Annotated in this window: 27 protein-coding genes and 1 pseudogene; 20 read left to right on the top strand and 8 right to left on the bottom strand. The window is 55.5% G+C overall.

The window, feature by feature from the left end; genetic code table 11:
- Nucleotides 1-232: 232 nt before the first annotated feature.
- A complete protein-coding gene (gene arsM / locus GSQ80_RS16430) occupies nucleotides 233-904 on the top strand; it encodes an arsenite methyltransferase (protein WP_216850348.1) in 672 nt (223 codons plus the stop codon).
- 246 nt (nucleotides 905-1150) lie between these two features.
- Nucleotides 1151-1549 carry an arsenate reductase ArsC gene (locus GSQ80_RS16425; RefSeq protein ID WP_158788631.1) on the top strand — a complete coding sequence of 133 codons (399 nt, stop codon included), beginning with the start codon at nucleotides 1151-1153 and terminating at the stop codon, nucleotides 1547-1549.
- A gap of 269 nt (nucleotides 1550-1818) precedes the next feature.
- Here the strand turns inward: GSQ80_RS16425 and GSQ80_RS16420 are convergent, their stop codons facing one another.
- The 3 genes from GSQ80_RS16420 to GSQ80_RS16410 all read right to left on the bottom strand — a co-directional run bounded on the left by GSQ80_RS16420 (nucleotide 1819) and on the right by GSQ80_RS16410 (nucleotide 3948).
- Nucleotides 1819-2697, bottom strand: a complete 879-nt coding sequence (locus GSQ80_RS16420; RefSeq protein WP_158788630.1) for a DNA-binding domain-containing protein — start codon at nucleotides 2695-2697, stop codon at nucleotides 1819-1821.
- Nucleotides 2694-3578, bottom strand: a complete 885-nt coding sequence (locus tag GSQ80_RS16415; protein ID WP_158788629.1) for a DUF692 domain-containing protein — start codon at nucleotides 3576-3578, stop codon at nucleotides 2694-2696. Before GSQ80_RS16415 ends, GSQ80_RS16420 begins: the two co-directional genes overlap by 4 nt.
- A 76-nt stretch (nucleotides 3579-3654) precedes the next feature.
- Entirely contained in the window at nucleotides 3655-3948 is a 294-nt protein-coding gene (locus GSQ80_RS16410; RefSeq protein WP_158788628.1) for a hypothetical protein, read from the bottom strand.
- Nucleotides 3949-4303: 355 nt separating this feature from the next.
- Between GSQ80_RS16410 and GSQ80_RS16405 the strand changes: the two genes are divergently transcribed.
- From GSQ80_RS16405 to GSQ80_RS16395, 3 genes are read left to right on the top strand one after another with little or no spacing between them, the layout of a single operon-like run.
- Complete coding sequence (locus GSQ80_RS16405) at nucleotides 4304-4768, top strand: DoxX family protein (RefSeq protein WP_158788627.1); 465 nt, start codon at nucleotides 4304-4306, stop codon at nucleotides 4766-4768.
- Nucleotides 4769-4773: 5 nt separating this feature from the next.
- Nucleotides 4774-5397 (top strand): sigma-70 family RNA polymerase sigma factor, encoded by a 624-nt coding sequence (locus tag GSQ80_RS16400; RefSeq protein ID WP_158788626.1) that lies wholly within the window; start codon nucleotides 4774-4776, stop codon nucleotides 5395-5397.
- Nucleotides 5388-5657, top strand: a complete 270-nt coding sequence (locus GSQ80_RS16395) for an anti-sigma factor (protein ID WP_158788625.1) — start codon at nucleotides 5388-5390, stop codon at nucleotides 5655-5657. The genes GSQ80_RS16400 and GSQ80_RS16395 overlap by 10 nt, the downstream gene beginning before the upstream one ends.
- On the opposite strand, the gene GSQ80_RS16390 is transcribed toward GSQ80_RS16395, so the two are convergent.
- The 4 genes from GSQ80_RS16390 to GSQ80_RS16375 form a co-directional block, all read right to left on the bottom strand.
- On the bottom strand, nucleotides 5654-6097 hold the full coding sequence (locus GSQ80_RS16390) for a hypothetical protein (protein ID WP_254059687.1): 444 nt from the start codon (nucleotides 6095-6097) through the stop codon (nucleotides 5654-5656). The two genes, GSQ80_RS16395 and GSQ80_RS16390, sit on opposite strands and share 4 nt — an antisense overlap.
- A gap of 587 nt (nucleotides 6098-6684) precedes the next feature.
- A complete protein-coding gene (locus GSQ80_RS16385; RefSeq protein WP_158788624.1) occupies nucleotides 6685-6981 on the bottom strand; it encodes a putative quinol monooxygenase in 297 nt (98 codons plus the stop codon).
- A gap of 482 nt (nucleotides 6982-7463) precedes the next feature.
- Complete coding sequence (locus GSQ80_RS16380; protein WP_254059686.1) at nucleotides 7464-8522, bottom strand: beta-propeller fold lactonase family protein; 1059 nt, start codon at nucleotides 8520-8522, stop codon at nucleotides 7464-7466.
- Nucleotides 8523-9189: 667 nt separating this feature from the next.
- Complete coding sequence (locus GSQ80_RS16375) at nucleotides 9190-10599, bottom strand: amidase (protein ID WP_158788622.1); 1410 nt, start codon at nucleotides 10597-10599, stop codon at nucleotides 9190-9192.
- A gap of 113 nt (nucleotides 10600-10712) precedes the next feature.
- On the opposite strand from GSQ80_RS16375, the gene GSQ80_RS16370 reads away from it, so the two are divergent.
- The 13 genes and pseudogenes from GSQ80_RS16370 to GSQ80_RS16315 all read left to right on the top strand — a co-directional run bounded on the left by GSQ80_RS16370 (nucleotide 10713) and on the right by GSQ80_RS16315 (nucleotide 21699).
- Nucleotides 10713-11276, top strand: a complete 564-nt coding sequence (locus GSQ80_RS16370) for a TetR/AcrR family transcriptional regulator (RefSeq protein WP_158788621.1) — start codon at nucleotides 10713-10715, stop codon at nucleotides 11274-11276.
- A gap of 241 nt (nucleotides 11277-11517) precedes the next feature.
- Complete coding sequence (locus tag GSQ80_RS16365) at nucleotides 11518-11775, top strand: helix-turn-helix domain-containing protein (RefSeq protein WP_158788620.1); 258 nt, start codon at nucleotides 11518-11520, stop codon at nucleotides 11773-11775.
- A complete protein-coding gene (locus tag GSQ80_RS16360) occupies nucleotides 11772-12509 on the top strand; it encodes a hypothetical protein (protein ID WP_158788619.1) in 738 nt (245 codons plus the stop codon). Before GSQ80_RS16365 ends, GSQ80_RS16360 begins: the two co-directional genes overlap by 4 nt.
- A gap of 259 nt (nucleotides 12510-12768) precedes the next feature.
- Nucleotides 12769-13083: a tyrosine-type recombinase/integrase gene (locus tag GSQ80_RS16355; RefSeq protein WP_158788618.1), complete on the top strand. Its 315-nt coding sequence runs from the start codon at nucleotides 12769-12771 to the stop codon at nucleotides 13081-13083.
- A gap of 522 nt (nucleotides 13084-13605) precedes the next feature.
- Nucleotides 13606-14364 carry a hypothetical protein gene (locus GSQ80_RS16350; protein WP_158788617.1) on the top strand — a complete coding sequence of 253 codons (759 nt, stop codon included), beginning with the start codon at nucleotides 13606-13608 and terminating at the stop codon, nucleotides 14362-14364.
- A pseudogene (locus GSQ80_RS23955) lies at nucleotides 14357-14668 on the top strand (hypothetical protein); the annotation flags it as partial. The gene GSQ80_RS16350 and the pseudogene GSQ80_RS23955, both read left to right, overlap by 8 nt.
- A 7-nt stretch (nucleotides 14669-14675) precedes the next feature.
- A complete protein-coding gene (locus GSQ80_RS16345) occupies nucleotides 14676-15047 on the top strand; it encodes a hypothetical protein (RefSeq protein WP_158788616.1) in 372 nt (123 codons plus the stop codon).
- Nucleotides 15048-15059: 12 nt separating this feature from the next.
- Complete coding sequence (locus tag GSQ80_RS16340) at nucleotides 15060-15350, top strand: hypothetical protein (protein WP_158788615.1); 291 nt, start codon at nucleotides 15060-15062, stop codon at nucleotides 15348-15350.
- Nucleotides 15351-15352: 2 nt separating this feature from the next.
- The gene (locus GSQ80_RS16335; RefSeq protein WP_158788614.1) at nucleotides 15353-15685 is read left to right on the top strand and encodes an SOS response-associated peptidase family protein; all 333 of its coding nucleotides are present in this window, start codon (nucleotides 15353-15355) and stop codon (nucleotides 15683-15685) included.
- 1350 nt (nucleotides 15686-17035) lie between these two features.
- Nucleotides 17036-17290 (top strand): XRE family transcriptional regulator, encoded by a 255-nt coding sequence (locus GSQ80_RS23950; protein WP_158788613.1) that lies wholly within the window; start codon nucleotides 17036-17038, stop codon nucleotides 17288-17290.
- The gene (locus tag GSQ80_RS16325; protein WP_158788612.1) at nucleotides 17287-18663 is read left to right on the top strand and encodes a type II toxin-antitoxin system HipA family toxin; all 1377 of its coding nucleotides are present in this window, start codon (nucleotides 17287-17289) and stop codon (nucleotides 18661-18663) included. Before GSQ80_RS23950 ends, GSQ80_RS16325 begins: the two co-directional genes overlap by 4 nt.
- A gap of 156 nt (nucleotides 18664-18819) precedes the next feature.
- Entirely contained in the window at nucleotides 18820-19230 is a 411-nt protein-coding gene (locus GSQ80_RS16320) for a tyrosine-type recombinase/integrase (protein WP_158788611.1), read from the top strand.
- Nucleotides 19231-19533: 303 nt separating this feature from the next.
- Nucleotides 19534-21699: a PAS domain S-box protein gene (locus GSQ80_RS16315; RefSeq protein ID WP_254059685.1), complete on the top strand. Its 2166-nt coding sequence runs from the start codon at nucleotides 19534-19536 to the stop codon at nucleotides 21697-21699.
- A gap of 432 nt (nucleotides 21700-22131) precedes the next feature.
- Here the strand turns inward: GSQ80_RS16315 and GSQ80_RS16310 are convergent, their stop codons facing one another.
- Nucleotides 22132-22353: a hypothetical protein gene (locus GSQ80_RS16310; RefSeq protein ID WP_158788610.1), complete on the bottom strand. Its 222-nt coding sequence runs from the start codon at nucleotides 22351-22353 to the stop codon at nucleotides 22132-22134.
- 818 nt (nucleotides 22354-23171) lie between these two features.
- Between GSQ80_RS16310 and GSQ80_RS16305 the strand changes: the two genes are divergently transcribed.
- Together GSQ80_RS16305 and GSQ80_RS16300 are read left to right on the top strand one after the other, a co-directional pair.
- Nucleotides 23172-24656 carry a DUF1254 domain-containing protein gene (locus GSQ80_RS16305; protein ID WP_158788609.1) on the top strand — a complete coding sequence of 495 codons (1485 nt, stop codon included), beginning with the start codon at nucleotides 23172-23174 and terminating at the stop codon, nucleotides 24654-24656.
- 316 nt (nucleotides 24657-24972) lie between these two features.
- Nucleotides 24973-25311, top strand: a complete 339-nt coding sequence (locus GSQ80_RS16300) for an antibiotic biosynthesis monooxygenase (RefSeq protein ID WP_158788608.1) — start codon at nucleotides 24973-24975, stop codon at nucleotides 25309-25311.
- The last annotated feature ends 581 nt before the right edge of the window (nucleotides 25312-25892 follow it).

Below are 25892 nucleotides of genomic sequence, written 5' to 3'. Positions count from 1 at the left end.
GCTTCCGCATCGAGGCTGCGCTTGTTCCGGCCTCCCTTCGGCGTCTCAGCCACGGTCTTGTGGAATCATTGAATGAACCGAATTGTGCCGCCTATCAGGATCGATTTTAGTTGGCGCCGAACGGCCAATGTGCTCATTGCGCTCTGGAGAGCTATGTCTCCGGGTTCCCCAAAAGTCGGGTTATCGGCGACATATATTCACCTTGGCGAATGTGTTACCCGGAGGTGATGGCATGACGGAAGAGATTCTCGATTCAGTGCGGTCGAAGTATGGCGCGGTCGCAGAGAGTACGCTTTCCAACAATGACGCAGGCGTGAAGGCGGTTGCTGAGGCTTTCGGCTACTCGGCAGAGGAGCTAACGTCGATTCCCGCAGAAGCGAACATGGGTTTGTCATGCGGCAATCCCACAGCGACGGTGCACCCTCGGCCCGGTGAGGTTGTCGTCGACCTTGGCTCCGGTGGCGGGCTCGACGTCTTCCTCGCTGCGAAGATGGTAGGGCCGGAGGGTAAGGCCATCGGTATCGACATGACACCGGCCATGATCGAACGCGCGAGGGCGAATGCAGAGGCTGGTGGATACACCAATGTCGAGTTCCACCAGTCCACCATCGACAACGTCCCTTTGCCTGATGCCTCGGTCGATTGCGTCATCTCCAACTGCGTTCTCAACCTTGCCCCGGATAAGTCTGCTGTCTTTCGAGAGATTACCCGCATCCTCAAGCCCGGCGGACGCCTCGCGGTCAGTGACATCGCGCTCAAGGGTGAACTGCCAGAAGCCATCGCCAAGAGCATGGCTGCCTATGTGGGCTGTATTGGTGGCGCTATCAGTTTGATGACTACCGCTCCGGGCTGCTGGCTGCTGGATTCGAACATGTGGAGATCGTGGATAGCGGCGCAGACCTGAACGCATACGCGAAGGTAGAGAATCAATCCGGCTGCTGCTCTCCGGCTATGGACAAAGGCTCTTGCTGCACTCCTGCACTTGATGCGCAATCGGCCACGCTGCACGAGGAGCTGTCAGACCTTCTGAGCAAGCACGATGTGAACGCAGCGGCGGCAAGTGTGAAGGTGTATGCAATCAAACCTCAAACCACTGCGGCCGCTACCCCATGCCGCGCGCCCGGCTGCTGCTCATAAGTGAGGAACTCACGTGCTCAAGGTAATCTTTGCCTGCGTACATAATGCAGGACGATCCCAGATGGCCGCCGCGTTCTTCAATCAGCTTGCAGCCCCTGGGAAAGCGGAGGCCGTATCAGCCGGTACAGAGCCGGGCGAGCGCCTTCACCCCGAAGTGCAGGCCGTCATGCAGGAGATCGGCATCGACCTCAGCCGGGCAAAGCCCCAGAAGCTTACGGAGGAGATGGCGAAGGATGCCCAACTCCTCATCACGATGGGCTGCGGTGACAAGTGCCCCTATGTTCCAGGTCTACGTATAGACGATTGGCCGATTCCCGACCCAAAGGGACTTCCTTTAGTGGAGGTCCGGGCAATTCGAGATGAAGTGAAAAGTCGGGTGCAGGGTCTAATACACAATAAGGGACTGAGTTAGTCCTGTGACTTGCGCTCGTGTTGATTGATCGTTGCCTGTTCCGCCGGACTTCCTCGAAAGTCGGGTTTTCGGCAACTTCAGCTGAACCGAAGGGTTGTAGGTTAGAGTCCCACCTAGAAGTCATTTAGAAGCAGCAGCATGCAAGTCAAAAAGCTCTCCGAAACCCTGAAATCGACCCGCTATGACAGTTTTATGGAGACAAACTCAACCCTCTATTGGGGATGAAGTTCGAGTTTGCGCTAACACAACCCCTGTGCTTCACAAGGATACTATGCAGGATTTGCTATCAGCCATCCCAGCTCCGCTGCGTGCACAAAGTATTGACGAATTTTCTTCGCCCGAGCACTTGGTAACAACCCGCTTTGACAGAAAGCTTTATCCACGACGATCGCAAGTGGTTTGCCCTCTCGAATCGCTGACAGCAACAAGAATGCTCCACGGTCGATGCGCCGGTAGTAGACCGAATTCTGGTAGCGGTGGACTACCAGATACGTCAGGGATCGCCTGGGTTTCGGGAGCCGGACTTGCCTGGATGTCTTCCGTTCTATGACGGCACTGCTGACAATATCAACATCTGGCTTGTTCTTGTGCACTGCGAGAACCACCTTCTCCGCGGCATAGCGCAGTGCGAGCAATTGAAGATGAGGTTGCAGTGCCAACACGCTCGTGGGTTGAAGCGCGGCAAGATCCGTCTCGTCGAGAGGAGGCATTGCGGCTCTGTCGAAGGCTTCAATGTAGGCCCACTCCAAACGTGCCACATCGACGGCGAGATCAAGATGTGCTCCCGTGAACTCTGGGTGATCTTCAAGCCACGATGGCAATTGTGCACCAAGGTCGCGCAGGTTGAAGGAGGTCGACGGGTTCTCCTCGAGGTAGTTGAGGATAAGCTCGTCGAAGCGCTTCGGGCCGAGCATCGCATTCAAAGCCGGAAAATCTTCCGATACTGCGGCGATCAAGCGAAACCAATACTGCCGGTTGTAGATCTCAAGTCGTTCAAAGGATGAAAGCCTACCGTTGGGTTTAACGTAGTTGGCGACGGACTCCGCGACAGACGAGCCGTCCGGGCCTACCTCCTGCATCATGAAGCCGGCAGTTAAGGGGCGGCTTACATCTTCCGCCATGCGGCGCTGGAACTCGAGTAGCGTCATGCCTCCACCTCCTCGCGCTCTTCCATCGGCAAAGGCAGAGCGTCGGCGTTGCCTTCGGGGCGATATCGGTTTGCCTTGAGAGCTTCCGCATGAACTTCATCGAAGGTCGGGATATTGTCGTCCCATTCGAGCAAGGTAGCCGTGGGTCCGACGCGTTCGATGGCGCGAGCATACAACTTCCACACCGGATCGAGTACAGGATGATCGTGCGTATCGAGCGTATACCTCTCAAATTTTGAGTGCCCCGCGATATGAATCTGAGCGACCCGGTCGGGGGCGACCGCATTTACATACTCCATGGGATCGAAGCCGTGATTTTGGGAGGAGACATAAATGTTATTCACGTCGAGGAGGATGCCGCAGTCTGCGGCGTGAACGACCTCGTTGAGAAACTCCCACTCCGTCATCTCCGACTCGTGAAACTCGGCATAACTGCTAACGTTTTCTACGGCGATGGGGATCTCAAGAAAATCCTGGACCTCACGAATGCGCGCAGCCGTCGCCCGGATCGCTTCGAATGTGTAGGGCAGTGGCAGCAGATCGTGGGTGTAGCGGCCGTCGACGCTGCCCCAGCAGAGATGGTCAGACAGCCAGGGGGTATTGGTGCGTTTCGTCAGCTCCTTGAGTCGCCTGAGATGCTCCCGATTGAGCGGCTGCGCAGAACCGAAGTACATCGAGACACCATGCTGCACAACCCTGTACTGATCCAGTATCTGATCGAGGACCTTGAGCGCATGGCCGCCACCGACCATGTAGTTTTCGGAGATAATTTCAAACCAATCGACCACCGGCTTTTGGGAGAGGATGTGGTCGTAGTGTGGCACGCGCAGTCCAATACCGACACCGTAATCAGTAAACGCGTTGAATCTGTTTGCTGGCATGGCGAGATCCGTTCGTGGCGGAGAGGAGGACGGTGTTGGAGGTTTGAGCACCTTCGCAAGCCTCCAACACCAGAAGCTATACCTTCGGGGTCTTGGAACCGTCGGTGGCGCAAGCTCCCTTGCCCTTGCAGCTGTTCTTGCCGGCATGCTTCGCGTCGCCGCCACCCTGCCCCTTACAGTCATTCTTGCCTTTGCAGGAGTGTTTGGGAAGTGCCGGCGCCTGGTTTTGCGCGACCAGGATAAGACCGGCATTGGCGGATGGCGCGCTGTTCTGAGCAGTGGTTTGGGCATTGAGGCGGGCGGATGTTCCGCCAAGAAGCCCGGCGAATGCGGCCGCGAGGGCCAGGTTGTGTACGGTAGTGCTTTTCATGAGGAACACCTTTCGTAGTTGGGCCGCGCAATTCCCCGCGCTGGACGTGATGGTTGTGGAAGATTGCGACTGTGCATCGGTCGAAAATTCCGTATTAGAGGACCTTTTGGATGCCAATCCAAGCCTCTTTCACACATGAGAGCGACACGGGTTGCAAAGGTTACAGGTTTTCTGCGCGGCGAAGAAAATAAATCGCAAGATAAACGTTCGCTGAATCAACGATTCGCCGCCGATTGGGTCCGGCCTGTAACCATTACGCTCTTTGCCTCTCTAATGCCATGAATGACTCTGCCGGACGACGATGGGCGCACGTAGTTTGCTGCGTTCTTTTTGATCCCGGGAAGCTGAGGCCAATATGAAGCAGTGGATTAAGAGGTACTTTGGAATATCAGGGAAGGTCTCCCTGCTGCAGTCGCCGTTTCTATTAGCGGTCCGGCTTTATTGGGGTTGGCAATTCGCGCAGGCTGGATGGGGCAAATTGCATAACCTGGCGAAGATCACCGCTTACTTCACCAGTCTCAACATTCCGTTTCCGGCTGCGAACGCCCATTTCATTGCAGGGCTCGAATTCTTCGGGGGCTTGCTGCTGATTGTCGGTTTGGGGACGCGCCTGGTAGGCCTCCTGCTCGCTGCTAACATGATGGTGGCTTATTGGACAGGGGACCATGACGCGCTCGTTTCTATCTTCTCCGATCCGGGCAAGTTCTACGTCGCAGACCCGTACACGTTTCTATTCGCATCGCTGCTGGTACTCATCTTTGGAGCAGGATGGCTATCACTCGACGCGCTCATCCTGAAACGCCTGAAGGAGCAGGCCTGACTGGTATGAATGTGGAACATCCGGATCGTGACGAGGCGCAAATGATCGCGGCGATACTTGCTGGCGACACGCGGCAATACCACGAACTGATTCGACCCTATGAGCGTAGCGTTTACAAGATGGCGCTTTCCTTCATGAAGAATGAGCCGGATGCTGAAGATGTAGCACAGGAAGCATTCCTGAAGGCATTTCGAAAGCTTGCCGACTTCCGGGGGCAGGCGAAGTTCAGTACCTGGCTCATCAGCATCACCTTGAATGAAGCGCGCAGCCGATTGCGGCGACAGAGCACGGTGCCCATGGAATCGCTCGACCAGGTAACGGGAGAAGGTGGCCGCATTTCGCCGACGCTCTTGCGCGACTGGCGTGAGGTTCCGTCTGAAGCATTGGAGCGAAAGGAGATTCGCGCCATACTGATAGAGGCAATTGGCCATCTTTCCCCCTTGTATCGCGAAGTCCTGCTCTTGCGCGATGTGGAAGAGTTCTCCATTGAAGAGACGGCCACGGCACTCACGATCACCCCGGGCACAGTGAAAGTTCGGTTGCACCGCGCGCGCATGATGATGCAGAAGGAGCTTGCACCGAAACTCAAGAATGCAAATCCACGGAGGAGGTGGTTTCAGTGGTCATAGAATGCAAACACGTTTGGAACTACCTCTCTGATTATCTGGACGACTCTTTATCGCCTGAAATCAAGGAGCTGGTGCAGCGACACCTGGAGCATTGTGAGATCTGTTCCGCGATTCTCGACTCCACACGCAACATCGTGGTGCTCACCGCCGACGATCGCGTATTCGAACTACCCATTGGGTACAGCGAACGTCTCCATGCAAGACTGGCTCAGGAGATTGAGAGCAACGAGGCGCGGACGCGTAAGGATTCAGGGGACTAGATCGAACCGTGGAGATAAATGTGGAAGGCCCATTCCACACCCACGAGCAGCAAGGTGAGAATCGCAAGCGCTATCTGGATCGATTCGGCACGCCTTTTCTCTGGAGTCACTGGCCCAACCCGCCATTGAGAAGAAGGCCTGGCGCGTAGCGAGCGAACTCGCCATATTGCATACAGATTGATGACGGAGCCGGCCACCGCAACAATTTCCATAGGAATGCGTACCACCGCACCATGGATCGAATCAAGGAACCGTGCGCCTGCCGCCGCCGCGGCAAGAGAGCCGACGCCGATTAAGAGACGGAGGCCGCTGAGTGCCATGAATGCGGTGCAGGCGCTCTGAAGAAGGCTAAAAAACAGGCTGGTGAGGCTGATTAACCATGAACGGCGGTTCATCGCGTCATGATGCTTGTCGGCTACTGGTGTGTTTTGTTCAAGCAAGCTCTTTCTCCAATAGGTAACGCTACCTGGTTCCGACGTCTCGTGTCATTGATCGTTTGAAACAAAGGGCTGCTGCTCAGAAAGGGTATCACTGTTTTCGCGAACGATTGTCTCACCGAAGAGACCTCAGCGACACCGCTGCGCGGCGTATCTCATCTTGGCAGGAGACACATCTCCACAAACAGGCCGGGCACATTGACGCAGACTTTCTTCACCCTCAACTTTTCCCTTGCAGTCGGACGGCCCACCTACATTGCGATGAGTTCACTGGGCTGGACACGCCAGTGCATACTTTCCGAAAACGTGACATTTCAGGCACGTCACAACTTCCAAATGTTTCGTCACTTGGAGACGAGGTACAAGAGTCGAGCTTGTCCAAGGTTTGATGGATGACTCGGCGCTTTTGCGCTCACCTAGGTCTGTTGAGCACAGGACTCAGCAGCCGGAGCAGCCATGATAAGGCTCAGTAACCCAGATGACGAAGGGCCAAATGGGCGGTCCGCTTGAGCTCCGCCTTCGTCGAACCGCCCAGTTTCAAATGCTGCTTTATCGAAGGCCCACTCTAACCCAAAAAAGTAAATCCTGATTCAGAGCTTTTCCGCGAGAATGTCGACCATCTGAATCTGTGGCGGAGAGACGAATAGCTCTTCGGCACGAGCAAAGAGCGCTTTTGCCACCTCACCGGTTACATGTGCATTACGTCCTTCGTCATCCTTGAAGGTGTCAAAGATGCCAAACGTTGCCGACCCAATCTTGAATGCGAACCAAGCCGTCGTACCAACCTCAGCTGCTACGAGCGGAGTCGCCGAACTAAGAAATTGTTCGACGGCTGCCTCTTTACCTGGACGTGCCTGCAATGTTGCCAAAATTCCAAATTTATTCATCTAAGTTTTCCCTCGCGATGGTTAAGCTGCGCGCTTCAGTTTCGGCACGCAGGGTCTTTAGTTAGATCGCAATCGATCGAGCGCGACCGAAATCGGGCAGACGCGAATCCGGCCTCAACCGTTAGAGGTGAGATTCGGTAAAAGGTTACAGCGACCAATACGACAACCACTCAATTGATGCGGAAAAAGAGCGGCACGGCTGGCATTAATTTGTCATGAAACGTCGAGGATGTTGTTACATAGGCACAATGACATGTGCCTTATGCGGAACCGAGCGTTTCGGAACAATATTCATCTCACCTACCCACTATCGTCGTAATCCTGCGTGACCTTTCCGACGTTGTGCCTCCCCTGAGTGCTGCTTGGTACCGTCGAACCTGCGCGCCACAGAAATCTCAAGGGAGAGACTTGTTGAGGAGATGCTGCCCACGCAGGCAAAGGGGTTACCCGCGTGGGCGGCAACGGGCATAGCCCAATTGCAATTACAGTGCTGCGATACCGTTGAAGCCCTCCGCCGCGGTGAACCCTGGAATCTCATCCACTTCCAATAGTGTTCCGTTGGGCTGGATGGCAAAGACACCCACGGTTCCGACCATCGCGTTGAGCGAGTAGAAGAACTTGCCATCACCGCTGATCGTGATGTCGAGGTTGGTGGCGTTCTCCGGATTGCTTGCGACAATAGAGGACGAGTTGAGCGCGGTCAAGGCGCCGTTCTTGCCGATCGAAAATCCGGAGATGTTCGAAGTACCAGCATTCGATGCATAAACAAAAGCGCCGTTCGGAGTGATGGCATTCCAGCAGTTGGCGGAGCCGTTGGTCGTCAAGCTCTGCGTAACTGCGGAGAGCGTTCCATTAGAATTCACCGCGTAGGAAGAGATTGCAGAAATGGTAGAACCCGTCTCAGAAACAATCAGCTTTCCATTGGGAGCGAACCGCCCTGAGAAGGCTCCAACTCCAGCACTGGGATTGGCAACAAGAGTGCCCAATGTACCGTTCGCATTGATGTGGAACGTATCGATATTGTTGGTGAGACGCTCCACCACGGCGAGGGTCTGGCCATCGGGGCTGATCGAAATCGATGATCCGCCGGCCGCATTGGCAGAGAGAAATGCGGTGGAATTAGCAATGGGAAGCAGTTGCCCACGGAAGCCCATTTGAAAGCCAACAACGCTGCCCGCGCCACCCTGGTTGAGGACATAAACGCGATTCTGCGATTGAGCAATGGCCACCGGATTGCTGCCGCCGGATGCTTGTCTATTGAGGAAAATCAGGCGTCCCCCGATGACCTGAAAGACAGTGATATCGCCGCTCCCCGCGTTCGCGGCAAACAGGAGCGAGCGGTCTGCACTCAAGGTCAGCGAGCCCTGCGCTTCAAGGGGATCGTTCACCCCTCCAGTGCCCCTGCCTTGCGTATCGAAGGTTTCCTTTGCGACAACTGTCCCATCGGAGTTCTGAACGAATTCAATTACCTGGTTCTTGTCGGCGTTATTCGACATGACAAAGAACGTTTCTGTTCCTCTGGTTTGCGCGCTGGCGAGCATGGCTGGGAATAAGCATCCAATCCCAATCGCGATCGTCGATAGGCCACGAATTGCTTTCAACATTTTCTACTCCTTGGAAGGGCGAGAATTTGCGCGCAAAGAAGACCCAAGTGTTGTCTATGAAGGCAACGCTCATGGAATGGTCGCTCTGCGCGCAGCTATTGGAGAGGCGAAGTAAGGAAAGGTTACAGGCTCGTGCGTGAATGCCGAAAAGTTAATGGTGCAGTGTTTCCCGTTTATAGGTTTGCTCGACAAGCATGCTCGAACGTACTGCGGATCAGATCAAAAAGTACTTACATTGATGACCGTTCGCAAATACATGAACTGGTGCTGTTACACATCGCGACAAGAGCGAGCGGTTCCCAGCACAGTTTGTAACCGCGAAGATGAGAACTGAAACTCTTGGGGATGGAAACGCAGCCCCCAGACTTTGAACGATAGCGGGGCGGAACATCTTCGACAGTGTTTCGGCGACGCCTCAACACCCTTTGAGTCCAAAGTCCCGCAAAGTCGGGTTTTCTGCAACTTCGCGTCATGGTTTTCTAAAACACCGTTTCGTGGAACAACGGGATTACTGACGACAAGCCGACTTATCGGTATTGATCCTCCAAAAGTAGAGCGAACGAAGGAGCGGCTCGTCCGCTCCTGCCGTTGGTGATTGGTGCATTTACAGATTGGGGTGTAGATCCCGCACGGGGCTTACCTGCTCCAGAAGTGACGCAACGTGGAGAATCGTGGACTCGGCTTGCCAGTTGCCGACGATCTGGACACCGATGGGCATCCCATCATGGCTGGTGCCGAACCGCATGGAAACGCCCGGCAAGCCAGTTACACTCAACGGCGTTGTCGCGGACATGATGCCCATGATGTTCACTGTCTGGCCGTTGATCAGCAACTCTGCCTGACCGTGCTTGAAGGAAGGAGTAGGGATCACTGGTGTGAGCAAGACATCGTACTTCTGAAAGTATTCGGCATAACCATCCTTCAGCCGCTCCGCAGCCTGCGCAGCATCGATGTAGTCCGCCGCTGGAGTGTCGGGCAACGAGAGCATGAACCTGGCCATATCGCCAATTTCATCCTCGCTGCGCCCAGCCGTAGTCTTCACGAATCCAGGCTTCATCTCGAGGACATGCAGACGTGTGAATACATCAAGCGCAAAATCACGCTCTAGTGCCGGAATGTGTACAGACTCGACCGTGTGCCCGAAATCCTTAAGCGCTGCTGCGGCAGCCTGCACAGTCGCTGCGGTCTCGCGGTCGACCGGACCAAAGCCGGGCTCCACCAGCCAGCCCACACGAAGCGGACGCTTGCCGGAACTTCCGATCCCGTTATCGAACGAGGTGGCGCTGCTGGAATAGCCGTCCTGTCCGTCCGGTCCGGCAAGTTGGGAAAACGCCAGCGACAGATCGCGGATACTACGCGCCATCGGACCTACATGCCAGAAGCGGCGCGGCTCACGCGGCCAGATACCGGTCATGGGGACGCGTCCGTGGGTGGCCTTGAGCGAGACAATGCCGGTGTGCGCTGCCGGACCCCGCAAAGAGATCGCAAGGTCACTCCCCAGGCCAAGCGGAGACATGCCTGCCGCAATCGCGGCCGACTCGCCACCGCTTGAGCCCCCCGGCGTCAGATCCAGGTTCCAGGGGTTGTTCGTTCGGCCGGTAAGCAGATTGTCGCTTTCGATCCCGTAGGAGAACTCAGGAAGATTGGTCTTCGCAAGCAAAATGGCTCCCGCTTTCTTCAGGCGCGCAACGCTGGTCGCATCCGTGTCGGGCGTTCGTCCTTTGAAGATCGGCGTTCCCCGTTGGGTCGGCACCATCGCGGTGTCAATCGAATCTTTTGCCGTGAAGGGCACACCGTGCAAAGGTCCCAGCTCATCGCCGCGCTGTACTGCCGCTTCCGCTTTCTTCGCGGACTCCAAGGCATCCTCGACGATCGTAACGATCGCGTTCACGCTCGGGTTGACGGCCTCGATACGGTCGAGGTGTGCCTTCATGACTTCGACTGGGGAGACCTCGCGTGTGCGGATTAGTTCAGCCAGCTTCGTTGCATCGGAATAAATCAATTCAGTGCCCATTGTTTTTCTCCTCTACCTGCCACTTGCCAGGTGCAGTCCTTGAGATTCTACCTGCCACATGGTAGATTCAGAAATAGAAGAAGTTTTTTTGATTGAAGTGAGGAGGTTTTGTGATGAGTGCAAACGCTCGCGAAGAGATCCTGGCGGCCGCAAAGTTGGCGGCTCAAGCCCACGGTTATGCTGGATTGAACTTCCGTGACTTGGCTGAACAGGTCGGTATCAAAGCCGCGAGTATTTACTACCACTTCCCAAGCAAAGCCGACCTGGCGACGGCGGTTGCCAAGCGCTATTGGGAGGATGATGCAGCTTATCTTGAGTCTCTGCTACAGAACTCAGCGAAGCCGCTGGACGCTCTACGCCGCTATCCGGAGACCTTTCGCTGGGCACTGGAGAACGAAAACCGTATCTGCTTTTGCAGCTTTATGTCCGCGCAATTCGACGACCTGCCTGATGTTGTAAAAACGGAGGTTCAAGCTTTTGCCGACGTCAATATTGCGTGGCTGAAGAAGACGCTGGTAGCCGCGAAGGTTGCAAGCCCTAAGGAGGCCGAGAAGCGAGCGCGTGCCATCTATTCGGGAATCGTGGGTGCTCAACTGATGGCGAGGAGCCGGGCAGACATCGCACTCTACGACAGCTTGATCGAAAGTTATCGCAAAGCAGGGTTGCTTCCCGCCTAGGGGAAGATTCGTCCCGAGAAACGCCGCAGGGTCCGGGAGCGCTTCTGGAATGATGCCAAGTCGCTAAGTCACTCACCGAGCAGCAGGGCCACAAAACTTTCAGATTTCTGGGTTCTGGGCGGATGTGTCTCGTCTGGTGTATTGTGTGGATCCGACGATTGACGCAGATGGAATGGTCGATACAAAAAAGCAACGGTCGCTAAAGAGTGTCAGCCCTAGTTTGAGATCAGGGAGGAGCCTGATGCCAAACGAAGAAAATATCCGCGATCTGCAGACCCGCGGATTCGAGCCGTTGCTGAATCTGGAAGAGACCGCCGCCATTCTGGGGATGCACTGGAAGACGCTGGAGGGGATGGCGCGCAACCGAAAAGTCCCTGCGCTGAAGGTCGGTAAGCGGTGGAAATTCCGGCTTAGTTTGTTGAACACATGGCTGGAAAACGAGTTAAACTCGACCACAACCAACCGTGCTGCGTTGACTGGAGAGGAGCAACACCCTTGAAATTCACGCGGCAAAGATTTCAGCGAGGCACCCTGCGCAAGGTTGCGCGGGCCAACAAGCAATGGGCCTGGGAATACCGTTACCAGGACCCCACAACCAATACGAGAAAGTCTATGTTTCTGAGCATTGAAAAGTTCCCCACGCAGGTCTCGGTCGAGCGGCATCTGGAGGCTTTCGTGCTCAAACTCAACTCGGAAAACCCAACTCTGGCCGTTCTGGAGCCGACGTTCGCCGCGATTCTGGACCGCTTCATCGAGGAGGAAAGGATGCTGGAGATCAAGCAGCGCCGCCCCGGTGATCGGTGTGAGGGTGAAGGCGAACTGAGCTATTCGACCGTCGTCTCTTACCTGAGCATCCTCAAGCACGTTCGAGCGAAGTGGGGAACGACCCACATCACGCGGATGAAGCCGGTGAAGGTTCAGGAGTGGCTGAAGAATATGGATTCCGCGCCCAAGACCAAAGGTCACGTCAAGGCCATCATGCACCGTTTGTATGAGAAGGCCATGCTGTGGGAGATGGTCGAGTGGCAGCGGAACCCGATGGAACTGGCCGAGGTTAAGGGGATCAGCAAACGCCGCAAGAAGCCGATCGTTCTGACCGTCGAGCAGTATTACCTGCTCCTCGCACTGATTCCGCAGCCTTACCGAATCATGGTGATAGTGCGCAGTGCACCGGCCTCCGGGCCGAAGAGGTGCTGGCGCTCGAATGGCAGGACATTGGCTTCGAGAACCTAAGCATGAAGGTGGTCCGGGCGGTTGTTCACGGCCGGGTCAAGGTCGTGAAGACCGAGTATTCGGAGGACGAGCTTCCACTCGATCCGGACTTCGCGGCGGTTCTTCTGGACTGGAAGCTGGAGTCCGAGAAGAGGGCCAAGGAGGAGGGAAAAACCCAGTTAACGGGTCGGACCTTCTCTTTCCCAGCACCGCAACCGGCAGGCACTTCCACACCGCGCCCATTCAGCAGGACTATATTCGTCCGGCAGGATGTTGTCTGGTGGCATGCCCCAAGTGCGGGGCGGGTGCCGGCGTCTGGTGCCAGCAGGAGGGCAAAACTCCGAACGGCGGCCGTTTGCCGCTGCATGAGGAACGGTGGGAGTCAGCCGGGAAGTACGACGGCGTGGGGTGGCACACTTTTCGCCATACCTACCGTTCATGGCTGGACGACACCGGGGCGCCTGTCGGGGTGCAGCAGAAGCTGATGCGTCACGCCCAGGTCTCGACGACGATGAATGTGTATGGGAACGCTTTGATGGGCGCCAAGCGTGAGGCGAACAGCAAGGTGGTCCGGATGGTACTGAGGAGCGCATAGCCATGCAAAGGACCCTGCAAACACACCAAAACCCACCCTGGCGTTTCGCGACGTCTGACTGGGTGGGTTATCTTGGGTTGGCGTTTCTGCTAAATGGTTGCGGGGGTAGGATTTGAACCTACGACCTTTGGGTTATGAGAATGGTCTCAACTAACTAAGTGTTTTAGAATCAATCGCTGCGATCCTCTAAAACGCCCCTCTTTATTCATTCCGCCCAACGATCTACCCTCGCTGCAATGACATGGAGCGTTCGGACTTCCCACCGCTTATCAACTCCCCGTCGGAAGCAGGCCGACATCTCGCAATTCGTCTACAGTGGCCGTGACTTGAAATGTGTATTCGTCATAACGCGCGGCGGCTTCGGAAACGTGTTTAAGATGGATAGGCTTTAGCCATGCAGCACTCTTCAACGTGTCCATAAGGGATGGGAGCGGGGCAGTCCCCGTATACCAAAGCTCTCCGTCCGGCTGGTGTACCACGAAGATATGAATGTCCCTATCTTCTGTAGGAAAGCGCCGGAAGGTGAGATCGAACTTCTCTGGAATAATCACGCCAAAGGCTATCACAGGGCACCTGGCCAAACACTACAAAATCTGTGGAATTAGCCCCGTAGAAGATTCACAGCATATTCGCTTTTTATTCGCCTATAATCTGGCGATGGACGGCGCGGACATCAACTGGTTATTCGTAGACCTAAATAGCTACTTTGCTTCGATAGAGCAAGAGCTTGCGCCGGAGCTGCGTGGCCGTCCTATCGTCATCGCGCCGGTAAACGCAGATAGCACCTGTTGCATAGCAGCTTCGTATCAGGCGAAGGCCTACGGTATCAAGGCGGGAACCGGCGTGCATGAGGCGAAGGTACTCTGTCCGCACGTCATCATCGTGCAGGCGCGGCCCCGGCTATACGTGGAGTTCCACCACAAGATCATCGGGGCAATTGAGCGCTGCGCACCGATTCAACAGGTGATGTCATGCGACGAGTTCGCGTGTGAGCTCATGCGCCGGGAGAGGGGGTTACTGCGGGCGCTCGAAATTTCCTATGCGATCAAGCAAGAGATTTCGCGCCACTGTAGGAAGTACACTCCGTTGTTCTATCGGCCTCGCTTCGAATCGACTGTTGGCGGAGGTTGCCGGGGAGATGCAGAAGCCGGACGGCTTGATGGTGCTACTACGCCAGAACCTGCCGCAAACCCTCTACAGCTTGGACCTTTCCGACCTGCCCGGCATCGGTCCCCGGATAGAGAAACGTATTCGATACGCCGGGATAGAGACGATGCGTGATCTATGCCAACTTTCCCGAGACAAGATGAGCGCGTTGTGGGGCAGCGTGTGGGGTGATCGTCTTTGGCTCTGGCTTCGGGGTGAGGATTTCTTAGAACCGCCCGCCAAGCCCTTACAGACGCTCAGCCGTCAACACATGCTGGCTCCCACATGCCGCACGCCAGGACGGGCCAGGGGAGCCGTCTTGAAGCTCTTGCACTCCACAGCACGACGGATGCGCCGTAACGAGCTATGGGCCGGTGGAGTGTTACTTCGTGTGGGATTCTTTGACCGGCCCGCATTTGAGTCCGGAGTGAGGATACCGCCCTGCCGTGATCCGCACACCCTACAGGCGCACATGGCCCAACTATGGAAGCGGCTGCCGCCCCTACACGCCCGCAGACATCGCCGTTGGCTTGACGCACCGCGATACCGAGCCGCAAGCGGACCTGTTCTCTGTACCGGCCCCGGATGCTCGCGAGCGCGTTGTGTCTTCTGTGGATGAGATGAATGCGCGGTACGGCCTCAACACCGTCTATCTGGGCAGCATCCACAACGTCCGCGGTGAAACGCCAACCCGCGTACCGTTCGGCCCGCCGCCCCCGGTGGAAGAGTTCGACGATACGGCAGACGAGGTGAGGAAACCGCCAACGAAGTACAGCCTCACACTGGAGCAACGCGCTAGACTACCGCGTAGAGGATGAGGAGATACGAACATGGCTGAGGCTCAGGTGCTATCGATTCAAGATGAGGAAGCCGCCCGGCGCAAAGCTGAGGCGTCTACACGATTCAACGAGTTCATTTCGCAGTGGACGCTGGAAACGGTGCCAGCAGGTGATGACGGTATGAAACTTCTCTTGCAATTCGCAGACGCCAATCCTGCTGCGTACCGGCTCGCCGAGCAGAGAGGGTTTACGGAGATGACCCATCCGATGTTCAACACCCTAGCAAAGTGGAGAGCGTATGCGGTACACGACTCGACTTGCCCGAAGTGTAACGAGGTTTAGCCGTGTGCGGTCGATACATTCGGAAGGGTGATAAGCAATGCATCGCCGAGGCGTTCCATGCTAAGGAAGTCTCCACCTTGGCGATGCCGGACGCGGATTACAACATCGCGCCCACGACCTGCCAGCCCATAGTTCGTCAGAGCAAAGAAACAGGGGAGCGCGAACTAGTATCGGCCCGGTGGGGTTTGATTCCTTTCTTCACAAAGCACATGGCCCAGATAAAGGGACTATCCACGATCAACGCCAAGGCCGAGACAATCGCCACGTCACCCGCCTGGAGACCTTCCGCAGCATTTTCGCCAAGCATGTGTCATACTTCCTCCAACTACCCCTGAAAAGTTTGACAACACGGCGTATGCGATACGCAAGCCGCCAACAAAGTACAACCTCACGCCGGAGCAACGGGTCAGACTACGGCAGAGAAGGTGAGCTTGTGCACGGTTGGCCCGATCAATTCGAGACCCACTTGATAATGCATGAATCGGGTGATGTATTCCGGGTAGCGAGGCCGGGCAATGACCGATTGAGGATGCCCTATTCAGAACTGACGTTAGAGCTAGAAGGAAAATACCGAGAGGAGTACGGGTGTACGCGACTCAACGGTGATGTGGGTTGCCACTGTAAGATATGCGACAAGCTCATGATGTTGCGCCTTGCGTACATGGGAGTTGGCTGGGGTGCGGAATAACGGGCTGGAGATGCTGCTATGTCCTGAGCAGCCGGCCGAACCTGGATTGCGGGAATAGGTGTACCCGCTTTAGCATCTTGCCTCTTTGAAAGCTCGCACGGACATGCAATTTTGCGCTTTACATGCCCCGCCCTTCTCGGTCAACCAGGATGCCAACGTAGAAAGAGCGATTGCTCGATGAGTTCTCCGGCCATCCAGCCATTGAAAGTAATCGGCATAGTGGACCGTCACTGGCCTAGCCGGAACGTTGTTTGTCAACAAGCCCTTTATTATCTCCACGACAAACTCTTTTTCATGCTCATAGTGGCTCCCGGCAGCCTGCGGCTGGTACTGATGAAAATCTTTCTGTGTTTCATACGTTGGTAGACCCATCGTCTTGATGTCATAACCCATTCCTTTAGCGTGCCGGTATTGTGCTGTGGAGGTGGCAACTTGTCTTTCGACTTTCTGTTAGGACTTGTCTTCGAGCATGGGCACTCACTTCCGATTAGTATCGCTCAATTCTTTTCTTCGGCCCGTCCTTATCGTACGGCACCATTACCGTTTCTTTCACCTGAGGGAACAGGCCCTCATGCTTATGGCCGCACATAGAAGACTCGCATGGTTATACGTAAGCGTGATCCTTATCGTGCGGTATACAGGACGCCCTGGCCAGAAACGGAAGCAGATGTTCTAACGTATTGATTCTTCTAGTCCGGTGCTGCGTCGTAGTACACCGTTTTAGCTGGTATTTGGGATGATTGGACCTAGGTTTGGACCCAAATATCGACATCATCTCATTGCCGCCTGTTCCTTCGCCTGGCTCCTGCAATCGGCCAGCTTTGTGACCGATAGGGATTGACGGCAGGATTTATCTCGCCACCTTTAGGTTATGAGCGACGAAAATAACGTATTCAATCTTGGCGCGCATGTAACAAGCGTGATGCGGACGCAGTTTATTGATAAATACATCAATAAACTGCGCTTTTTAAGTATAAATTGATGTATAAATCAATTTATGAAGAGTCTTCAAGACCTCGGACAAGCCGTGGTGGACAAGCGCCGAGCCCTCGGCCTGAAGCAAAAAGATGTAGCCGCCCAAGCAGGCATTGCACCAGAATCTCTCCTCAGATTTGAACGTGGTCAAGCCCCTGAGTTTGGAGCGCGAAAGCTTCTAGCGGTGCTCGCTGTCCTGGGCTTGGAGGTGAACTTAGTTCAATCCGGGATGGCAGGTTCTCTCGATGAGTTGAGACGTGAAAGAGGAGGACAATGAAGCTCTCCGTTTACGTCCTTGGTCGAGAGGTCGCCGTCCTGGAATCCGTAGGTGACTTCAAAAGCCTAACCACCTATCTGCCGCAAACACAGGAGAACGATTTCATTTCCCTGACCATGCCTGTACGCCCTGAATCCTACCCATGGGACGACCAGCTTCCTCCTGTTCTCCAGATGAACTTGCCGGAAGGCTATTTGCTGCAAGTCTTGCAAGAACAGTTTGGTCCCCTCATCGGCGCGAGTCCTCTGTCCTTGCTATCCGTAATCGGCAGAAACATGATCGGAAGGATTCAGATTGCTGCGCCGGGAGTTGAATTAGGTGAGCCGCCTCAGCCCATCGAGGTAAAAAACATCCTCCAGGGAGACAACTCAGAAGAAGCGTTTGCAGCGCTGGTCCGTCAACACGCAACCAGCGGTGTCTCAGGTGTACTTCCGAAGTTCCTCGATCAAGAAGAGGAAACGACGAAAGAAGGCCACCCTAAAAACGAACTAGGACGCCATCAGAAAGCAACACTATTGACCCGCCGACACATCATCAAAGGGTCTTCGGAACGGGTGCCATTTGCAGCTCTGAACGAATATCTGTGTATGCAAGTAGTCAGTAAAGTTCTTCCCAGCGCGAAGACTGAAGTTTCGCAAGATGGCCAAGCTCTCGTTGTTCATCGATTTGACGTTGATCAGAATGGCCAACCCTTCTGGGGTATGGAAGATTTCTGTGCTTTACTGGGCCTAAGGCCCGCACAGAAGTACGAGACGACTTGGGAGCGAATCGCTCGCGCGGTGCGTGAGCAGGTTCCAGGTGCTCGTCAGTACGAAACATTCAAAGCCTTGGCATCCATCCTTATGCTGACGTATGCCTTGAAAAATGCTGATTGCCACGCCAAGAATATCGCGCTTCTCTACACGTCACGCGAAGATGTCCATCTGGCTCCCGCCTACGACTTTCTCACTACGACCGTCTACGCCGGGTATCAAAACAATCCTCCAGGAATAAGCTTTCTCGGAAAGAAGACTTGGACGCCGGGGAAGAACTTACAGAAGTTCATCGCCACAACCTTCGGCATACCTTTAAAAGAGCAAAACCTAATTCTGGAAGCAATCAGTGACGCGGTGGCGGATACTGTACCACTCGTTGAAAAAAAGCGGACCGATTTGCCGCTATTCCGAGGGATCGGAAAGAGAATGCTGCTCTCCTGGCAGGAAGGTGTGGAAAGCTTACGAAACCCGCGCGTTTACGCGAGCAGTGAGTGGCCCGCCCAGAAACTTTTCGAGGGTCTTTCGGATGCTCCACCACTCAACACACCACGTACGCCGATTGGTCGTTCGCCTTTACTCGGTGTGCGGTCAGGAGTGCGCAGACCTAAATCTCATTAGGCCGCTTCATGCTGCCGAAGTGGCTCGCTTCCAAAGAGTTGCTCAGAGTTCCCGGGAAGACATTCTGTGTAACTCTGCCTCCTCGCGACTTTCGGCGGACATCTAGAAGTCTGACGCCTGAGGTCCCCAATCGGGAATCCAAGTAACCGGCTACCTATGCTGAGCCATCGCAACCGGACTATCCCAGTCGAATCAGAGGAAGCGCTCTCATCACTGGCGTGGCTGGTGGAACGCGCTCGCCGCCTAGGAGCCAGTGAACCGGAGCACTATCTCTTCCCTTTCGGCGTTGGTTGTAACCATCGCCCAGATTCTTCTCGCCCTATGACGAAGTTCGCGATGAAGAACAACTGGAACTACATCCGCAAATTGGCCGGATTGCCGAAGTTGAGGATCTATGACCTACGGCACACGGCTATCACGCGCCTGGCTGAAAAGGGCGTGCCGATCGCAATGATTATGGCTTTCGCCGGGCACATATCCGCCAAGATGTCTCAGCACTACACCACCGTTTCCATGCAGGCCTTGCGAGCCATGGCGCGGCAGGCAGCGCACGAGAACCAGACGTAGGCTTCTTCAATGCTCACCAGAAGGAAGATAAGCCCCCTTTTCGGGGCTTATTTTTTGCTCCGAACCTCGAACGCTACAATTGGTGTCAGCTTTCCGATCGCATTCTAATTGCGGGTTCACACCAATCGAGGTAGTGCCGTGCGACCATAGATGCCGCTGAAGCGGCAGGCATGACGAGGCGGCTCTCTCAGCAGCTATCGCGATAACTCAGTTGTAGACAAAGTGCCACGGGAGACAAGATGCGGCACATACCAATCGGCACACGGTATCACGGGCCCCGTAGTTGTATCCTGGAGGTTCTTATTGCGCATTTGGCCTTCGATCCTGGCCATGCTTTGGTGTGTTCTCATCGTCGCCCCGGCCGTGGCAGATTCGCAGGCGAGAAACGTCTTGGTCGTATTCAGTGCTGGTGAGATCGATTCGCAGAATCTGCAGGCAATTGAACAGGGCTTCCGGGCACGCGTTCCGGGCGAAGTCAACTTCTTTACGTCATTCATCGATTACCAGCGTTACCAGGACGAATCCTATAAAGAGAGCCTGGCAGAGACATTCCGTCGTGAGTACCGGGAAGCTAAGCCGGATGTTTTAATTACCGCTGACTTTGAGGCGCTTGAGTTCATGAGGGAATACCGCGACCGGATATTTCCCGGCGTGCCCATCGTCTTCACCCAGGTCACCGCCAGTGAATTGGACGGAAAGCAGATACCGCCGGGAGTCACCGGAATCGAAGGTTCGATTGGATTGCGCGAGACAATCGATCTCGCGCTTCGCCTGCGACCGGACTCAAAGGCGATTGCCGTTATCGATGTCGGTCCGAAATTCTGGTGGAGAGTGGCGCATGCAGAGGTTCTTCGCCATATGGGTGCCGTAAGAGAGATCGATATCCTTGGGCCGCCAAGTTCCGGGATGCTTGAGCGAGTTGCAGCACTCCCTCCCCATACCATCATTCTCTTTCAGCTTGCGCCAGAAAGTTCGACTGATCCTTCAATTCGGTCCTCCGATGTGCTCGCCGCGGCTGCACAACATCTCCCAACCTTTTCTGCGTGGACGAACCTGTGTCTGAATCATGGTTGCATTGGCGGGGCATTTCCCGATGGCACTGACATCATGCAGCGGACCGGGGATATGGCAGCAAGAGTGGTTCTAGGCACACGGCCGGAAGATATTCCCATTGCGAAGGGTCCTGACTTTCAGGTGGAGGTAGACTCGCGCGCACTGCGCCATTGGCATATAGCGGAATCAAAGCTGCCGCCGGGCAGTATGATCCTTTACCGGCCACCCTCGCTTTGGGAAGAACATCGAGCGTACGTGATTGCTGCCGGCGCTGTGGTGATCATTCTGCTTCTCCTGATCATCGGGTTGTTGTGGCAACGAGCGCGAGAACGAAAGGCGGAAGCGGCGTTGCGGGAGAGCGAAAAGCGCTTTCGCGTGATGGCCGATATTACTCCGTCGCTGATATGGATGAGTGACTCTCAAGGAAGGGTGACATATCTGAACGACCGGCGTCTGGCGTTTACGGGAGCGAGTGCAAGAGCGGGATACGGCCACACATGGGCATCCTACGTTCATCCCGATGACCTGCAGGACGTTTTGGATGCAGCCTCAGGGGCATTAAGTACGCACCGGCCGTATTCGACCGAGTACCGCCTGCGGCGCAGCGATGGGGCGTATCGATGGATGTTCGACGTTGCATCTCCGCGAGTGAACGGTGACGGATCGTTTGCCGGCTACATTGGATCGGCGATTGATACCACTGACCAGAAAATCGCGCAGCAGGCGCTGCAAAAGGTTAGCGGCCAGCTCATTGAAGCGCAGGAGGCGGAGCGCAGCCGTATCGCGAGGGAGTTGCATGACGACATCTGCCAAAGGCTGGCGCTGCTCTCGATCAGCATTGACCAGGCTAGTCGTTCACAGGGCGAACCCAACATTACCAAACAAAATCTGGAGAACATCCACAAAGACTGTGCCGAGATAGCCGCGGACGTTCAATCGCTATCGCATCAGCTGCACTCATCGAAGCTTGAATACCTGGGTATCGTCGCCGCCATTCGCGGATTCTGCGAAGAGCTATCGAAGCAACATGAAGTGGCCATTGAGTTTTCCGCAGCAGAGGTACCCGCTCAGTTGCCAAAGGAAGTATCACTTTGCCTTTTCCGAGTCGCGCAGGAAGCACTGCACAACGCGGTGAAATACAGTGGCGTGAACCAGTTCTGGGTGGGGCTTTCACGCAAGGAAGACCTAGTGCAGCTGGTGGTGGCCGATGCTGGCGTGGGCTTCGATGTGGAGGAGGCGAAGAAGAATCGGGGGCTGGGACTGGTGAGTATGGAGGAGCGGATCCATCTTGTACAGGGGAACTTTTCCGTCGAATCGACACCATGGCGGGGAACAAGGATCGTCGCTACCGTGCCCTTGACTGCTGAGCGGGAGGGATCACTAAGATACAGCAGATTAGGGGTACCAAAGAACTAAACGCATGCCGCTAGGCGCGGAAGAACGGGCCGCCGGCTGGCAACATGTCCTACCGTCTCTGTTCACCCAGGCACCCAAAGTCGGGTTTCCCTCCACTTCGAGCCGTTGTTGCCGAAAACCCCGTTTCGAAGGACCTTCTGACTGAACCGTCGATTCAGTTTCATTGGGCGCACCTCCTCCGGGCGACAGACGATTGCGGTCATTCTGTAAGCAGATCTTCCCACTTGCCATATGGGTACTTCTCTAGATAACGATAACGCAGATAGGAGTACGTGCCGGAACAGATTGCAAAAACGGCGTTTTCGGCAACTACGGCTCGAACTTGCCGAAAACCCGACTTCACGGGCCGTTGGCGGAGTCCGCAGCCTGTTATGGGGGCTGGAGGGCGCATGGCCCAATCAGAAGCTTGAGCGGCCGTTCTTTTTTGCGGGACTAGCTAGTGAGTTCGGGCTCTGCCGATTCCGGTAAGAAACGATGGGGCGCAGTGATCTTATAGGCATACCAGGCGATGAACCCGCTCAAAGCAAGGGCGATCACGCCGAGGATGCGGAATGCATGTGCAATGTTGGCCGGGCTGAGCCCTTGAGTCGAATGCGGGGTCGCTATTGCGTGAATAGGGTGAAATAAGCCAGCCAAGAACAAAACAAGAGCCATCCCGAAGCGCGCTCCGAGAAAGAGTACCGATGAGCGGCGCATTTGCCACAGTGTGATGGCAGCGGCCATCGCGAGTAGGCAGGACACCCAGTTGATTGCGCTGGCTGCCAAAGTGGGACCGCGATGGACGGCCGCGTGCGTTGTGAGTGGTACGAAAAACTTGAGAGAAAAGAATGCAACTATAGCTCCAAGGACTATGAAGGCTTCGTACACACATATCACGGTTGCCAATATTGGGCGTTCGGGTCGCGTGCCGGTCACAAGTCACCCCTTTTACTTACGACAATATACCCACGTCGATGGGCGCGGTCACTCTACATAGCGAATTTAGAAAGCAGCGCATGGCAACCGAAAACGGCTGCGCGCTCTAGATAAATCTGGCGGTTCCCACGAAACGGCGTTTTCGGAAAGTTCAGTTCCCGGGGGGCGAAGTTGCCGAAAGCCCGACTTTCAGGAAACCGCGAGCTGCCCGATGCAGCCGACGAACTGGTCCGCGGGGGGAGCGGCAGCCTGGGCATGCGAGGAGCTTGCGTCGTAAGCGCGAGTAGCAGGCAGACGCATTTGCAGAGTTGAACAAGCCGCGACAGAGCGCTGCTCTTGTGTGCCCACGCTGATTTCAGAAGACATCACGACATCCTTTAATCCCGTTGAACGCTCTTCCCATAAGACATGTTCAAGATTGAAGCTCGACCTATCCGACCTTCTAATCTACCTGCGGGGACCTGTCCCTTTTAACAGTATGCCGGGAAGGTCAGGGCTTGTAGTCTTGATCCGTTTCCGCTCTCCATTGGCAAAATAGCCCGGCAAAGGATCGAACAATGAGCACAACCCAAACGCTAGACTCCCGCCCTCAAGCCGCCTCGAAAATGAAGATGACCACGGACATCCCGCCGGAAATTACAACGCCCGATGCCGTAGAGACACGGATTGGAACACTCAACTTCTTTGACGGTTTCCCTGACGAGAAGACGACCCAGTTGGTCTTTGACAATCTCGATTTCCAGCGCGGTGTTCAGGCGTTTTTGCGCGGGATACCCGGTGCTTCGATTCATGCGTTTCTTCCTGCCGCTAAGAAATTCGGCGGCGTGGACGGCAACGTGATGATCTTCGAGGATCTGATGGACTCGAAGGCGCTCTGGCTGACGCCGAACAATTCAAGTGTTTACTTCTTCACCTGGATTGATACCACCAAGGGGCCAATCGTGCTGGAGACTCCGCCCAATGTTCTGGGCATCTTCGACGACCACTGGTTTCGATGGGTCGGTGACTTTGGCAATGCGGGTCCTGACAAAGGGCAGGGTGGCAAGTTCTTAATACTGCCTCCCGACTACAAAGGCGACGTGCCCGAAGGGTACTTCGTCGTACGCCCGGCAACTTACTGCGTGTGGACGCCAGGACGTGGAATGCTCGTGAATGGCGACCCCAAACCGGCCGTCGAGAGCATCAAGAAGCTCTTGAAGATTTATCCACTGGCGGAGGCCGCGAACCCGCCGATTACCAAGTTCACCAACATGAGCGGCGTTCCGCACAGTACGATTCATTCGAATAGCTTCCATTTCTACGAGGAGATTCACGAGGTGCTTGAGATGGAACCGAACGAGGCGTTGGACCCCGAGACTCTGGGACTATTCGCTTCCATCGGACTTCAAAAGGGCAAACCCTTCGCACCAGACGAACGGATGAAGAGGATCCTCATCGAAGCGGTCGCGGTCGGCAATGCGACGGCACGTGCCCTTACCTTCCGGAGCCGCGACCAGGGAACTTACATTTATCCGGGTAGTTCCTGGTGGATTCCATCTGGCTATGGCTCGGGCTATGAGTTTCTGCTTGAACCCGGCGTGTTTGACTTGGACCGCCGTACGTCGATGTTCTACTGGGCCACGGGAATTACCCCCGCGATGTTCGCCAAGATGGCCGGTAGAGGCTCGCAATATGCCGGCGCCTTTACCGACAGTTCCCACCACGGACTTGACGGCAGCAAGACGTACAAGGTGCATCTACCCCCCAACATCCCGGCTAAGGACAACTGGTCGTTCACCTTGTATGACAACCAGACCCGCTCAAACCTGCAGACCGACGAACGTTTTCCGAGCGTCAACAGTTTCGACAAGGGAGTCGTCACAAATCCCGACGGCTCGACCGATGTGTGGTTTGCCCCTAAGTTGCCGCAAGGGACTCCGGAAGCCAACTGGGTGCAGACCGTTCACGGCAAAGGCTGGAATATGCTCTTCCGCCTCTATGGACCTCTCGAACCCTGGTTCGACAAGTCCTGGCGTGTTGGTGAGGTTGAGTTGGTGGCATGACAAAATGCGAGGCCGGTGTGCGATGTTTCGCTCTTGAATAAACAATCGGTAAAACGCTTGTTTGGGCCGAGCCTCGCGACTGAGCAGCATCCGAAGGCTTAGCACCCGTCTGACTCTCGATGAGCTCCAAATCGCCAATGCACCGACCCACCCCGGGATGGTGTCGATATGTCGGATTCTTGAAAGTAATACCCTGACTCCCGCAAAACGGTGTTCTGAGAAACTGCGAATTAGCCGAACCCGCCCTGCGCCGCCTTGTAGGCTGCAGATATGCGCGAAACGAATAACGCGCGTAAAGCCAACCGAAATAGCTAGAATGGAAAACAACGTGATTATACGAACGTGGCATGGCCGGACTCGGGCCGAGGACGCTGCGGCATATGAAGCGTTCCTGTGCGAGCGAGCCGCGCCAGACTATGCCTCTATCCCGGGCCTTCTCAGGGCCGTCTTCACGCGACGCGACGAAAGCGATGGGGCTCACTTTCTTTTGGTGACGTTTTGGGACGGCCTCGAAGCGGTGAAGGCGTTTGCCGGAGCCGACCCGGCCAAGGCCAAATACTATCCTGAAGACGACCGCTATCTCCTGGAGAAGGAATCTCAGTCGCTTAACCACCAAGTGTTCTTCGATAGCGATGACAGGCGCCGGTTGCCCTAAACCTATTGCGAGCTAGCTTGCAGAGGAGTCATCCACGCTCGTCAGACATATCGCAGTCGTCGGACCACGTTTACCACGCGGGCGGTCAATGCATGAAGTTCCTTGAAACGGGGTTTTCGGCGACTCGGCCCAAAGTTGCCGATAACCCGACTTTTGGGGAACCCGGAGACATAGCTCTCCAGAGCGCAACGAGCACATTGGCCGTTCGGCGCCAACTAAAATCGATCCCGATAGGCGGCACAATTCGGTTCATTCAATGATTCCACAAGACCGTGGCTGAGACGCCGAAGGGAGGCCGGAACAAGCGCAGCCTCGATGCGGAAGCTCCTCCGGACGATACCACCCCACTATCCTTTCTTCGGGCCGCAGAGCGCAACGAAATCTCCACGCAACAGCTATCCCGCGCTAAGTGGATCGCAAATATCCCATCTCAATCTCTTTCGCGACCTCCATGACGCGCACGACCGGACCTCTGAAGGCATAGCTTCGCCCGGTCGCCCCGTCGACATTGCATCGGCCGGAAATACCTTCGACTTCGCGGCCGATATCCGGCAACTGCACTTCCAACTTCCGACCGCTCA

This window comes from Granulicella sp. L46 (genome assembly GCF_009765785.1).
Lineage (GTDB): Bacteria > Acidobacteriota > Terriglobia > Terriglobales > Acidobacteriaceae > Granulicella.
This window is presented reverse-complemented; position numbering and strand designations above follow the sequence as displayed.